This is a genomic window from Candidatus Nitrohelix vancouverensis, assembly GCA_015698305.1.
In the GTDB taxonomy this organism is placed as follows: Bacteria; Nitrospinota; Nitrospinia; order Nitrospinales; family VA-1; genus Nitrohelix; species Nitrohelix vancouverensis.
In genome coordinates, this window is sequence record CP048620.1 from 2,858,422 (window position 1) to 2,871,920 (window position 13,499).

The 13,499-nt window shown below is 51.6% G+C and carries 12 protein-coding genes, 2 tRNA genes and 1 pseudogene; 5 read left to right on the plus strand and 10 right to left on the minus strand.

The features are described from left to right. Positions 1–8 precede the first annotated feature (8 nt). Genes G3M78_13185 through rsmD form a run of 3 tightly spaced genes read right to left on the minus strand, consistent with a single transcriptional unit; the run spans position 9 to position 2,458 of the window. Positions 9–797: an inositol monophosphatase gene (locus G3M78_13185; protein QPJ66296.1), complete on the minus strand. Its 789-nt coding sequence runs from the start codon at positions 795–797 to the stop codon at positions 9–11. Further along, positions 794–1,864: a tRNA 2-thiouridine(34) synthase MnmA gene (gene mnmA / locus G3M78_13190; protein ID QPJ66297.1), complete on the minus strand. Its 1,071-nt coding sequence runs from the start codon at positions 1,862–1,864 to the stop codon at positions 794–796. The genes G3M78_13185 and mnmA overlap by 4 nt, the downstream gene beginning before the upstream one ends. Positions 1,865–1,879: 15 nt before the next feature. After that, entirely contained in the window at positions 1,880–2,458 is a 579-nt protein-coding gene (gene rsmD, locus G3M78_13195; GenBank protein QPJ66298.1) for a 16S rRNA (guanine(966)-N(2))-methyltransferase RsmD, read from the minus strand. A 97-nt stretch (positions 2,459–2,555) separates the two neighbouring features. On the opposite strand from rsmD, the gene G3M78_13200 reads away from it, so the two are divergent. The 3 genes from G3M78_13200 (at position 2,556) to G3M78_13210 (ending at position 3,239) form a co-directional block, all read left to right on the plus strand. Then, a tRNA-Gln gene (locus G3M78_13200) sits at positions 2,556–2,629 on the plus strand. A gap of 38 nt (positions 2,630–2,667) precedes the next feature. Next, entirely contained in the window at positions 2,668–3,141 is a 474-nt protein-coding gene (locus G3M78_13205; GenBank protein QPJ66299.1) for a hypothetical protein, read from the plus strand. A gap of 23 nt (positions 3,142–3,164) precedes the next feature. Continuing rightward, positions 3,165–3,239: transfer RNA gene (locus tag G3M78_13210), tRNA-Glu, on the plus strand. 215 nt (positions 3,240–3,454) lie between these two features. On the opposite strand, the gene G3M78_13215 is transcribed toward G3M78_13210, so the two are convergent. Beyond that, positions 3,455–4,159 carry a DUF4145 domain-containing protein gene (locus G3M78_13215; GenBank protein QPJ66300.1) on the minus strand — a complete coding sequence of 235 codons (705 nt, stop codon included), beginning with the start codon at positions 4,157–4,159 and terminating at the stop codon, positions 3,455–3,457. Between the two features lie 281 nt (positions 4,160–4,440). On the opposite strand from G3M78_13215, the pseudogene G3M78_13220 reads away from it, so the two are divergent. Together G3M78_13220 and G3M78_13225 are read left to right on the plus strand one after the other, a co-directional pair. Next, positions 4,441–4,749, plus strand: a pseudogene (locus G3M78_13220) (transcriptional regulator). Continuing rightward, positions 4,746–5,021 (plus strand): helix-turn-helix domain-containing protein, encoded by a 276-nt coding sequence (locus tag G3M78_13225; protein QPJ66301.1) that lies wholly within the window; start codon positions 4,746–4,748, stop codon positions 5,019–5,021. Before G3M78_13220 ends, G3M78_13225 begins: the two are co-directional and overlap by 4 nt. Before the next feature lie 202 nt (positions 5,022–5,223). Here the strand turns inward: G3M78_13225 and G3M78_13230 are convergent, their stop codons facing one another. The 6 genes from G3M78_13230 to G3M78_13255 all read right to left on the minus strand — a co-directional run bounded on the left by G3M78_13230 (position 5,224) and on the right by G3M78_13255 (position 13,483). After that, positions 5,224–6,270, minus strand: coding sequence for a lipid A deacylase LpxR family protein (locus G3M78_13230; GenBank protein QPJ66302.1), 1,047 nt, complete (start codon positions 6,268–6,270; stop codon positions 5,224–5,226). 88 nt (positions 6,271–6,358) lie between these two features. Further along, on the minus strand, positions 6,359–7,480 hold the full coding sequence (locus G3M78_13235) for a PepSY domain-containing protein (GenBank protein ID QPJ66303.1): 1,122 nt from the start codon (positions 7,478–7,480) through the stop codon (positions 6,359–6,361). A gap of 174 nt (positions 7,481–7,654) precedes the next feature. Then, on the minus strand, positions 7,655–10,060 hold the full coding sequence (locus G3M78_13240; GenBank protein ID QPJ66304.1) for a TonB-dependent receptor: 2,406 nt from the start codon (positions 10,058–10,060) through the stop codon (positions 7,655–7,657). 331 nt (positions 10,061–10,391) lie between these two features. Next, on the minus strand, positions 10,392–11,390 hold the full coding sequence (locus G3M78_13245; protein ID QPJ66305.1) for a FecR family protein: 999 nt from the start codon (positions 11,388–11,390) through the stop codon (positions 10,392–10,394). 77 nt (positions 11,391–11,467) lie between these two features. Beyond that, on the minus strand, positions 11,468–11,962 hold the full coding sequence (locus G3M78_13250; protein QPJ66306.1) for an RNA polymerase sigma factor: 495 nt from the start codon (positions 11,960–11,962) through the stop codon (positions 11,468–11,470). 351 nt (positions 11,963–12,313) lie between these two features. Then, complete coding sequence (locus tag G3M78_13255) at positions 12,314–13,483, minus strand: hypothetical protein (protein ID QPJ66307.1); 1,170 nt, start codon at positions 13,481–13,483, stop codon at positions 12,314–12,316. Positions 13,484–13,499: the final 16 nt, after the last annotated feature.

Sequence of the window (13,499 nt, forward strand, 5' to 3'; positions counted from 1 at the left end):
GGTAGAATTCAGGAGACCGCGATGCCCTGAGCCAAAATGGCGACCATCGCTTCATGCACCCGGCCGTTGCTGACCAGAATATCCTTGTCGTAGATGGAATAAGGACTCCCGTCGAAGCGTGTCGCCTTGCCACCCGCTTCCGTCAGGATCAGGGTTCCCGCCGCAGTATCCCAGGGCTTCAGCTTCATTTCCCAAAATCCTTCGAAACGACCCATCGCCGTGTAGACCAGATCCATCGCCGCCGATCCCGGTCGGCGCACCGCCTGGCAGGACTTCATCAAATTGCCAAAATGCACCAGATTGTCTTCCAGAGTCCGCGTGATTTGCGGGGTGAAGCCGGTGACCAGCAGACTCTCGTCCAGATCGTCCACCGTAGAAACGGAGATCGGCTTCGAGTTCATCGTCGCGCCCTTGCCTTTTTCCGCAACGAACAATTCATCAAGACAGGGATTGTAAACAACGCCGAGCGCCAGTTCGCCTTCCGACTCCAGACCGATAGAAACGCAGTAGCAAGGATAGCCGTGCGTGTAATTCAATGTTCCATCCAAAGGATCAATCACCCATTTCTGCGCCGACGATCCCAAATCCTCACCCGACTCTTCGGCTAAAATGGAATGGTCTGGAAACTTGGAGCGAATGCGCCCGATGATTTCCTTCTCGCAGAGGATGTCCACTTCGGTGACAACGTCGCCCACCCGGCCCTTGTTCTCGACCCGGCCCAGATTATCGACCCTCTCCTGCTGAATGCGTCCCGCCGCCAGCGCCGCTTCAACCGCTACTTGCAAGGCTTCGCTCATTCGATCCAGCCGCCTCCAACGATGCAATCATCCTTGTAGAAAACCGCCGCCTGTCCCGGCGTGATCGACAATTGCGGATCATAAAAAGAAACCTTCGCGCGCCCGTTCTCCAAAGGCGTGACCTCCGCAGGAGCCGCGCTATGCCGGTAGCGAATCTGCACCTCCGCCTCCACCGGGCCGGTCACATCCAGACACCAGTTGGCGCGACTCACATAAAATTCGCTGGCGATCAAATCATCCTTCGGCCCCACGGTGATGCGATTGGATTCAGGATCAATGCCGGTGACAAAATGCGGCTCTTTCAATCCGCCAATGTTCAAGCCCTTGCGCTGGCCGATGGTAAAAGCCGGGTAACCGCCATGACGTCCCAGAACCGCTCCCGACTTATCGACGATCTCCCCTTCCGCAAAGGCATGCGGCGCCTCGGAGGCGACAAATTTCGCGTAATTATTATCGGGAACAAAACAGATTTCGCGCGACTCCGACTTCTGCGCCACCACGAGGTCCAGCTCCGTCGCAATGCGACGCACCTCGGTCTTCGCCATATCCGCCAATGGAAACTCAAGCCGCGACAACTGGCTCTGACTCAAATTGAATAAAAAATAACTCTGATCCCGGGTCCGGTCTTCGCCGCGCCGGATCGTATAGCGGCCATCCACCTGCACGATGGAAGCGTAATGCCCCGTCGCCACGCGCTCGATGCCAAACGCCTCCGCCTTCTGAAACAGACGGTCGAATTTCAATTTCTGATTGCACAAGGTGCAGGGGATCGGCGTGCGTCCCTGCAAATATTCATCGACGAAATAATCCACCACCTCCGCGCGGAACTCGCTTTCCAGATTCAGCACATAGAAAGGAATATCGATCTTGTGCGCCACGCGACGCGCATCCGACAAATCGTCCAGCGAACAGCAAGTGCCAAAGCGGTTGTCCGACTCGCCGCTGTAATTCCACAACTGCAAGGAAATGCCCACCACCTCGTGGCCGCGTTCCTTCAACAAGGCCGCCGCAACCGAACTGTCCACCCCACCGCTCATGGCGATGACTATTTTTGGTTTTTCCGTCATGAATTCAATTGATTATCAAGAAGAGAGAGAAAAGAAAGACAAGCGCGTATCCCCAAGCCGCCGCTCTTTGAAAAGGCTCAGTGTATCATAATTCCCCAGCAATTCTTCCTTTCGATGACTTTCCGTCACCACAAAAGCGCCCTCATTCAAAATCCCCGAATGCGCGATCTTCGTCAGGCATGGCCCGTAAAGTCCCTTGGAAAAAGGCGGGTCCACGTACAGCAGGTCAAAACGATCCGGCCCCTTGCTCAGAATATCCAAAACACTCAATGCATCCCCCGCGACCAGGCGCCAGCGATTTCCCGAACCCTCCGCGTCCTCATTTACGAAACCGCACCGCTTGAGATTATCCAGAATCAAACGCCGCGCCTCCGAATTTTGTTCCACAAACACCACCCGCTCCGCCCCCCGGCTCAAAGCCTCCAGCCCCATGCTTCCCGAACCCGCGAACAAATCGAGGAAGTTCAAACCATCCAGATACGGCCCCACCTGATTAAAAAAAGACTCCTTCACCCGGTCCAGCGTCGGGCGAATATCCCGATCGCCCAGCGCCGCCAGTTTGCGACCCCGCGCAGACCCAGCTATGATGCGCACATCCACACTCCCAAAGACTTTTAATAAGGGAAACCCCTCTATTTCAGGCAATTTAACTTGACACCCACGGATAATCAAATTAAAATTTTCAGATCATTCGGGCATCGTCTAACGGCAGGACGTCAGGTTCTGGCCCTGAAAATTGAGGTTCGAATCCTTGTGCCCGAGCCAAATTTTCCCATCAATCGACACAAAAACAAACAACGGCGATGAATCTTTACAGAAATCCATTCATAGTAGCGCTTTGGGGTCCGGCCTATTTGCTGGCCGCCACCGTCGCCATCACTAACGACTTTTTAATGGCCGCCATGTTCATCATGGGAACGCTCGGCGTGATCGGCGCTTATGTGTCCGACTTTCCGCTGATGCCCACGCTCTACATGAATGAAGTCGCCCACAAAACCGCGCTTTCTTCCTTACTGGGGATCATGCTCGGGCTGGTTCTGTTTCTGGCCTTTCTGGGAGGCTCCGACGTTGAGGACTCCTCCCCCATGTCGCCCGGCGGAAAATTCGGTTTGACCTGGCTCGTTATGTCCACGCCCTCCTATCCCTTGATGGTGTATTTCATAACGAAAGTCAACAAACGCGATCTGGAAGGCGAAGAAAAACGTAGAAAAGAAAAACGCGAAGAACAGCGCAAACGCGGCGGCGGTCCCCCCATCATGGATCGCGATAGCTTCTAATCCCGCATCACTCTGACCTTTCAGGCCCCATCGTCTAGCGGTTAGGACACCGGCCTCTCACGCCGGTAACGGGGGTTCGATTCCCCCTGGGGTCACCAATTTACAGCACCTCGCAAGTCTCTTTTCTTGGTCAATTTCAGGTAAAAGTCAAAAAATTCTAATTATCAATATGACGGTTTCCGGTTGGCGGAAAGTAGTCTGCAATCTAATCCCACGTTCTGCCTTTATGGTGAAGCGTTTTTTTTAAAGTGTTCTCTCGCCCCGCCCACGTACTGCTCTTGGTCCAAGCGTATTTGTAATTCCCCCATAGCTATTAATTTGCCTCTTTCGAATTCTTCACATCATCTTTTTTATTTCCCAAAGCTTGAATGGCCGCTAATCTATCTTGACGTTCTTTTTTTGCTACGTACCACTCTTTGAAAAGCATTTCTATCAAACCTATCAACTGTTGAGCTTCATCAGGATCAACATCGATTATCACATTAATATCTTTCTCCATATGGGCGCCGATGTTTCCCATTTTCCTTACAGCATCTATAGCAGTCCACACTTCACTTTCAATTGTGTCTTTTATGGCTTCGATTTCATCTATTAAACGCCCTTTTGTTATATCGTGAAAATCACGAATCATTCCCTGGAGGCATCTACGAGCCAACGTTGCGGAAGCTTTAGGACTTAAATCTCTTATTTTACAAGCTTCATAGTAATCTTGCTTGATTGGGTCGGGGATGTAATCCGGCTGTGGCTTTGCAGAAGAATCAGGGAGTAAAAACCATTTTTTGATTTCGCTACCTACTTCCAGTCTCCCACTCACTTTCACCGCACTACACAAAATGTAGATGAGTTCTAGTTCTTTACATTCCAAGTTTGGACAGGAAACTGCGAGTACCTCATATCCAATTTTTCCATATTTGGAGTTGTCCAGATAAATTACTTGGGAATCAGAATGAAAATGTGGATCAGTAATGGTTGTTGGTTGGTTGCAGTATTTACAAGTCCATGAAAAAGCATCACCCATACGAAACTCCCCCTAAATCATTTTGAATTTGGAATTCCGAATTATATCATGAATTAAGCTACCAATATCTACACAATGTGTCTACGGTCCAACAGCTTCCTGGATTGCTTCGTCCGCTCCGCATCCTCGCAATGACGGCGGCTTAAATTCATAACTGCTCTTCTTAACCAACCTTTTCTGTGAGGGCCTGTGTGCAGGCCAACGGAAAAAATGTTTTTCCATTTACCCTTCAATAACACTATAATACGTCAATGACGTATAGCTGATTTTCACAGGGGATTATGGAATTCATTGAAGCGCCTATTTATTCCAAACTGATTCACGACTATCTGAATAATGAAGATATTCAGCCTTGTAATGGTTCCTGGCGCTTCACCCGGAGTCGGGAGATATTATTCCCAAGAGCGGCGGCATCAGAAAGCTACGATGGCCGGTAAAAGGTAAGGGAAAAAAGGGGCGGGCTTAGAATCATCTATTACTTCCAAAATCGCAAAGATGAAATCTGGTTATTGACTGTTTATGCCAAAGGAGAAGCAGACAACATACCTGCCGCTATCCTTCGCCAATTACGTGAGGAGATAGACTCGTGAAAAAACGCGACATCGGTCATGAAATCTTGAAAAGCCTGCAGGATATCAAACAAGGAAAAGGGAAGCGCATTAAATCCAAATTGCCGCCCAGCGTAAAAACGATTCGCGATAACATGGGGCTGAGCCAATCTGCGTTCGTCGGCTTTTTAGGCGTCAGCGTTCGGACCTTGCAGGAATGGGAGCAGGGAAGAAGAAAGCCGAGCGGCCCTGCCACCGTTTTGCTGAAAGTGGCGCACACTCACCCTGTGGTCCTTTTACAGTCAGAGAATTAGCAGGGTCGTTGATTAACTCCCATCCAAACTATTGCAAGGCCAAGAGCGTCATCGCGAGCGACTGAAAGGAGCGCGGCGATCCAGCGTCTTTAGGCCTTTCATGAAAGCCTCTGGATTGCTTCGTCGCCTTGCTCCTCGCAACGACGGCGGCTTAGGATGCAGGGCTCCCTATCTCAGCAGAGCGTGTTTTTCTGAACACTATTTAAAATCGATAAGCCAGGCTTGCGGCTCCGAAGAGATCTTCCTCGTCCTGGGTGTCGAATTCCTTGAAGCGATACACGAGCGTGTAGCTCAGGCGTACACGACCGAAAGTAAAAGCCAGTCCCAGATTGGCGTCGCCCACAAGGGGTTTTTTATCGACGCTGTGGCTACTCTCAAAGGTATTGCCATCGAGGAAGATGTTGCGCGCGACGGCGCGGCCTTCCATGCCTCCGAACAGAAACCAGCCCCAGCCATTTTTCGGGACTTCAAAATAACCCGTGCCGGGTAGCGCGGGCCGAACCCTTGGCGGCATATCGCTCAATCGGGATTTTTTGGAGCTGATGCGAAACGAAAACCCGGCATTGCTGTAGGTATAAACATTGCCGAGACTGACTCCAAAATGGGGAGCGACGGACAACGCCAGCAGGGACGTTTCGTAAAACAGGGCGCGGGGCCAGCGCCGTTGCCATGACAGGATCAGCCCCAGTTCGTTTTCGAGTTGATGGGACCAGCCGTTTGGCGTTGGACTGTTGGTGATGTTCTCATGCACGAAGGTTTGCACCGGTTCGCCCAGCGCCATCGGCCCGACAAATCCGATCGTGGCTTCGAGTTCGTCAACGTGGTTATCGGTCAGCGTGGCCATGCCGATCGACCCGTACAGGAATGCCGCCCAGGGGCGGTCTCCTGCTTCCTGCTCGCGACTGCTGATGTCGTCCGGCGTGTAAAGATTCTGCCCCAGAGAATAATAGACGCTCGACGTCGGGTTGATGCTGAAGGTGGGAACGTACTCTGCGAGGGTGTGAGCGATGTCCGGAAATTCTGCTTTCAGGTCGAAATAAGTCAGTCTTACGCCGTTGGTATAGTTCTGGTCGGTGCCGCCGCCGATGGAATCGTTTTCAAAGGTGAAGGTGATGAAGTTGTCGTAAGAGCTGTCCGCCAACTCATGGGACACTTCATTTTCCAGGCTCTCTTTCGCATCCTGAGCCTGACCGGGCGCGACGATAAGAAAAATCGCAAGAATAGAGATGACTATCGGTTTAAAAATCATTCGCAGACGCTTGAGAAAATGAGGATGATACCACAAACATTCTATACCAAGCTTATTGAAAAATCTGAAACGAGTGCGCGTCTGCTTGTCATCGCAAGCGACTGGACGAAGCGCGGCGGTCCAGATTATCAGGAATGGCTTTGTCCGATTCGCTTCCTTGGGATGATTTGAGCCGCGCCTTACGTTTTCTCCACCAGACCCATAAGCCAGTGGCGTAAAGAGTGATCGGAACAAAGCCGGTCAGGAACACAAGGATGCGGCCGGGCAATCCGAAGGCTTCGCCATTGTGCAAGGGGAACATCCATGAGAGGAAGGCATCGCCGCCGGGCATGCTTTGCGGCTCCTGGATTTTCAGTATATCTCCATCATAAGTTGATATCCAAAGCTGGACGTTACCGCTGGTTTTTCGTATCTCTCCAGGCTGACGCATGATGACGCGGTAAGGGCTGTCAGCAGAAGCGGGGAAAAAAATGCGCTGTAGCTCCGCCTGCGGAAATGTATCCCTGGCTATCGTCTCAACTTCATCGACATTGACTCTTGGAGTCTCATTGTTCCCGACCGCGGACTGCTTGAATGGAGAGGGTTCCGAAACAGACAGCGCCATGCCGACAAGGGGCTTCACATACTGCGGGAAAATCATGTAAATACCGGAGAAGGCGATCACCAGCAACACGACCGAGGAATAAGCGCCAATCGTCTTATGCAGATCGTAAATGAAGCGGGTAAGGTTGGCGCTCCGCCTGAATGTGAACGCTTGAAAGAATGATCTGAGTTTTGGCCGCCACAGGACGAGACCCGTCACTATGGAACCGATCAATAACGCCCCCATCGCACCCATGATGCTTTCCCCAATATCGCCCAGCGCCAGGGTGTAATGTATCTTGTAGAGGAAGCTCATCAGATAGCCGCCCCACTCCCGTTGCCCGAGCGCCTCGGCGGTGTAGGGATTGACCATCACGTCAAGCAGGACCTTCTCGCCGTCCCTGGAGAGAGAAAACCGCACTTTGATTGGCATTTGCGGATGACGTGGAAGATACAAGCGGGAGGGCTTTGCCTCAACCGGCGCCGCCTTTTGCGCGGCCAAGGTGATTTCGCTGAGCGGGAGGTGATCTTCCCCCGGCTCCACTTTCAACAAGCCGGGGTTCAGAAATTCATCGATATCCTGATAAAAAACCAGGGCGCTACCGGTCAGCCCGCTGAAGGCGAACATGAAGCCGAAGAACAAGCCAGTATAAAGATGGAAATGGCGCCACATGCGAAGGTTAGCGGGATGGGCTATGCGCGTTTTCCCGAATGAGGGCAAACGCATACACGTTTCTGGATACCCGCATCGCCCGCTTCGCGGGACAACTTGATACGCGCTTCAAATATTTCGATACGGCGGTCACCAGTTGAACGTATAGGCAATGCGCGCAGTGGCGCCACGAGCGGTGATATTACTGGTATTATTGCTGTTACGAAGCAACTGACCGAACACGGTCTTGTACTGGTTGTTCAACAGATTTTCAACGCCGACCTTCAGCTTGCCATGACCGAGATCGAAGCCGCCGTATAGGTCGACGACGGTATAGTCGCTGACCTCGCGCCCGCCGAAGCTGATATTGTCATCGGCGGCAGAGGTGCGATTGCCCGAGTAGAGAGCATGAAGGCGCAGGTTCCACCAATCGCTCGGATGATATTCCATGTAGCCGGTGAGCTTGAGCGGCGGAATGCGGAAGCCGTCCAGAGCGATATCATCGCCGCCGCTCGGATTCGCGCGTATGCCCTCCAGCCAGGTGAAGGTACCGCCCATATCGAGTTGATCGCTGAATGCATAATCGGCGGTCGCCTCGACGCCATAAATCTTCTCGGTTGTGCGCGCCTGGGCAATCGTGAAGTTTTCTATGAAGATGTTCCCCTCGTCGGACTCGCTGTAAAAGCCTGCGATGCTGGCCCTGAGCCTGTCCCAGGACCTTCTGATTCCGATCTCGACGTTGTCTGTGATTCGCGGATTGAGACTGGCATTGTCAGAAGAAAAACCCACCCCCGCCAAACGCAATTGCAGTCCAATGTCCGGCAGTTCGAAGGACTGGGAAAAATTCGCGTAGACGTCGACGTCCTCTACCGGTGTGACAACCGCACCCACGTTGAATGTGGTCTCTGCATAGTCGATTTCACCGCCTTCGATATTGTTGCCCGCGCCGAGCGTTGTAAAAGCTCCGTAGCTGACATCAACGATCTCGTGACGCAGACCGCCGCGCAAGGTCAACCAGTCAACGGGGTTGGCCTCCAGTTGAGCAAATACGCCGTAGGAGTTGGTCGTCATCTTGGGAACGTAGGTCTTCTCTGCATTGGTGACCACAAAGTCGGTCCCGCCGGAAGAATCGAAAATCGTTCCGTTAAAAACCGTAGCGGGCTGTTTGACGTCCTCGCTTTTAACATCCGCTCCCCAGAGTAATTTGGCATTGATCGACTCGAGTCCAATAATGGGCGTGTCCACCGTGACACGACCGCCATAGACCTCGGACACCAGAAACGTCTGAATCACCGCGTTAACGCTACCGATCGTCCGCCCATCAAAAGGAGAGAATCGCGTCTCGTAGTCGCGGAAATAGGCCTGAGTCTTCACGGAACTTCCAAACAACTCCCGATTGCTATAATTGAGATTGAGTATGAGATTCTCGCGCCCGGCCTGGTTCTCAAGCGACAGGCCGCTGAGCGGACGCGATTTCACGGAACCTTTCGCAAAATTAGTGACGGTCGGATCTGAAACGAAATCCGTATCCTGCTCGGAGTCCAGATAGCTCGCAGAAAATTGCACGCGCTGATCGGACCACTCGTAGCCGATCTTGGCAAGCAAATCCACGGTCCTTGTGTCCGACAAATCGCCTTGGCTCGGCTCGGGAGCGATGCGGTCGGCATCCGCGTCGAAAAAACCCTGGGTCTGCTCGCCGGAGAAGGATAGGAGATAGTCAACGTCGTTTTCCTTGCCGCTGACTTGTTGTTCCATTCGCCCGGATAGCGCGTCGTGACCCACTCTGGAGAGACCACTGCTACCGGCCATCGTGGTTTTGAAAACCGGCTCCCCTGTTTCGCCCTTCAGGGTATTGATGTGAATAATTCCGCCCGCCGCGCTGTCGCCATACAAGGCGCTACCGCCGTGGACCACCTCGATGCTCTCGATGTTGGACGGCGTGATATTGAACAGATCGCGCGATACATTGCGACTGGTATTCAGCGGCACGCCGTCAATGAGCACAAGCACGTCGCGCCCGCGAAGCCTCTGACCGAAATTGGAAAGCGTCTGGCTGGAGGGAGACATACCCGGCACGAGCTTGGCGATCATGTCTGCGAGACCGTGCGAGGTCTCCTGTTGCCTCATGATCTCATCCTTGGGGATGACTGTGACGTTGCGAGACAATGTGTCTAGCGAGCCGCCTTCACGCATGCCCGCAACCTGAATCGGCTGAAGAGATATTACCTCTGCATCCACTCTCACCACGCCGGAATCCGTAAACCGGGCCGTCAAGCCCGTCCCGGCAAACAAAATTCTCAAAGCCTGTTTGGCAGTGTATTCTCCCGCAAGAGCGCCAGAGCTAATGCCATTTAGTTTATTGAAATCGTAGAAAACCTGAACGCCGGTCTCTTCGGCAAATTTCAAAACCGCGGCATTGAGTTCCTGCGAAGGAATATTGAGATTGAAGGTCTGCCCCGATTGAGCAAAGGCGCTTCTGGTTTCCCCAGCTATCAAAAGGACTATTAAACTCAACGCGATTAAACACAGGTTGCGACCGCTTATGCTTCTTCCCATCCCACCCCCCATTTGGTTATCTTTATTGCGAGTGAATACTCGCTTTGAATTATTTCGGGTTTGTTCTTTACTAGCTATCTTGTTGACGATCCTAGAGAGGGAATACAGTAATGCGCAGGGACTTTTTTCTCGGGAGGAAGGAGATTCTAGAAATTATACCTGTCCGGCATGATGCGTAAATCGCCGGAAAGGGAATCAGACCTCCCCAACATTAAGTTTCGTCTTGATTTTGAATGAAGACTTGGGACAGGCGGGAGAGCTGTTTTTTTCCGACAGATCAATTCCTCAATCATCTCCCTTTCAGGGCTGGATGCCAGGGATCTGCTAACTATCAGTAGAGGAGAGTGACAAAAGGAAATATCTGAACGGATTGCGCGCCAACCTCAGCGGCGATGGTGTCTGCGGCGCCGCCAAGACGGTCAATATGGAAGACTCCGCTGACCTGACGACCGGACAGAGCCGCGTCGCTAATCAGAATGCGACTGCGACGATATCGGTTCAGACTATCAACAACCTCAGACAAGGGAACCCGGTCGAAAACAAGTTGCCCCCGCTGCCAGGAGGCCTCGCTCTCAAGGTCCACCGTTGTGACAGGGCCGAGCGCTTTTGCCTTGCTTAAGTGAATGGCGTTGCCGGGATGGAGCAGGATTGGCGATTGCTCTGGTGCGGCTCTCTCCGAGGCGGAAACTTCAACCCTGTGTTCCAGAACGGTGACATTGACCGCGTCGCCATCACGTCGGACAATGAATTCTGTGCCGAGGGCTTTTGCCTCCCAGTTGGCGGCTTCGACCACAAATGGCGGCAAAACGCCGTTGGATGGAGCTACTTTGAAAGCCGCCTCCCCTTCGATCAATTTGATCCGCCTTTGCCTATCATCGAACTGGACTGCAATGGCCGTCCCCGTATTCAGTTGAACGGAACTGCCATCTGCGAGAGCGACCGTACTGATTTGACCTGCGCTTGTGTAGTAATCTGCTGTGATGATAACAAGGGGATTGATGCGAAAAAAACTTGTAACTACGAATAACAACAGTATCGACGCCGCAATTGTTGTAATAAATCTGGCTCTGGGTTTGGCCGCTGGCGGGAATGTTTTAAATTGACGCTTTTGAATCTTGGCAGATGAAGGTAAATCTTCCCGGGTCAATTTCCCAAGTTCATCCCATGTCTGGCAGGCAAGCTGATAAGCCGCTTCGTGTTGAGCGCTTTGCATGCGCCAAGCTTCGAGACGGGCGCGTTCAGCCGGGCCGAAGTCAGGCGAACCTTGTCGCATAACCCATAAAGATGCTTGCGCGTCAATTTCTACAGCGCCCTTTTCTTCTTGATTCATCAGCATTCCAGTTCATTGATGATTGCACATAAATAGATGACGAACCAGAATTGGTTTTACCATAGCGAAACTTGGAATTAAATGGATTTCACGCACTGCATGGCTTGGCAGAGGGCCTTGGCTAAATGCTTTTGAACCGTACTCTCCGATATCTTCAAACGGTCGGCGACTTCTACGTAAGTCAGACCTTCCATGCGGTTCAATTCAAAAACCTGCCGCGTCAAAGGGGAGAGACGTTCAATAGCTCCAAGCAGGAGCCTGATTCGTTGCTTGCTGGAAACGGTGTCTTCAAGGCCGGGAGAATGATCTTTTACATGCGCAAGCTCCTCGTGATCCGTAGGATAAGTTTGTCGTCGTTTTTCCTTGCGAACATGGTCGATCACCAAATTTTTAGCGATTTGGTACAGGTAAGGGCGAGGGTTCTGGACAATCGTCGTTTGCTCGGCCAAACGCAAAAAAATTGTTTGCATCAGATCTGAGGCGGTTTCCTGACACCTCACCTGGCGGAGCAAATAGCCCATCAACTCCTTGCTATATAATTGGAAAATATTTCTTAGTTCGATTTCACTCAAACCCACTCCCTCATTTCGAGAAATATAATAATTTAAGCATCATCATAATTCGCGCATTGTAATAATAATGATAACCATTTTCAATATCAAAATTAAGCGAATATAACTTATTCGTTAATAATCCTGAAAAAGACCCTCGAATGAAGGTTTTTCAAGATGAATTGTCAAAATTCCGGCTTTCTGATTGAGCATTACTTTAGCTACTATGATTGATTAAAAAAACACTGAACGAGGGATGGAATCGTTTTCCAAGCTGAAGCGACCGTCGGAACGGCGAGAGGAAGAATGCAGGGAGCGCGGCGATCCAGCGCCGTCAAGCCCTTTCAAAAACGTTCTCGAGCGCATCCTTAATCAAAACTCAGCGGCTAGGTCGAATGGCGCTAAGAAGTCCTGCACCATTTCATTATTGTGAGCGCGGCGTGTCACCATTTGCTTGGCAAAGGCGATCTTCCTTATCTTGTCCCTACCCTGAAGCTGACTGAATGTTATGGGTTCGGGCAGGTTATCGACGATGGTATTCTTCAGCCAGTAATCCCACATATTGTCGGGAAAGGGGGGGAGTTTTCTTTTTTTGAACTTAAACTCGGGCTTGTCAAAAAGGAGATAAAGAAACAAGGTAGGCGCAGGGTAAATGGTGATGTCTTTTTCGTCGACCTGAAAGTCATACATATAGCCCCATATGATGGATTCAAAGGTCTTGATCATTGCGTCGCGCGGCGAAAGACTTTGATTGTTCAGCATGATCAAAGTTTCGTTCAAATCAACTGACCGGGCGGAGGCGCGGTATTCGGCTTTACCGAGAGCCTGCATGATGATATCCAACTCCTCCATACTTTTATAAATTCCCGTATTCAATCCAAAAATAATATGCCTCAATTTCAGCTTGACCAGTTTGGTCTGCATGTTCGCATAAGAATGCAATGTGTCGAGCAACTGAGCGTCGGGCATTTTGCTTTCCTCCGGCCCCGCCATCATTTCCGCCACGGAAACTTCATTGGATTTTTTAATTTTATCAGCAAGGCCTTTAATCAGATATTCTTCGCCAAGAGCGATTTGCGGGGCGTAAGCTTCCACCAGTCCCTTGATCCGCGCATTGCGACTGGCCTGCGCGGCCTTCAAGGTCAGCTCTTCGATGGTCCGCAAAGCGCTAACGGCTCCCTTGGTTGTGGTGATCCGCGCGACAGGCACGGCTTTTGTCAGGGCTTTGCCTGCGGGCAGAGCTAGGATGTTCAGCCTCTGCGCAATCACGCTCAAGCCCTTCAAGGCGCCGGCGGCCACCAGCGCTTCCGGGAGCAGAAAAATTGTCGCCGCGATCACAAAATCAAAAAGCATCGCTTCGACTCCGGGCGAACTCTCGGCGTAAACTTTTTCGTTGAGGAACTTGATTCGGGTGGATGTGACCTGCTGGACGGCGGTTTGCACCATCAGCTTGAAATCTTCCCATTCCGCTTCCTGTTCGAGCTCGGCCTCCTGCAAGGCCCAAATCACTTCCAGTTTACGTTTTTCAAATTCTGCCGACATTTCGCACCCCCTTGAT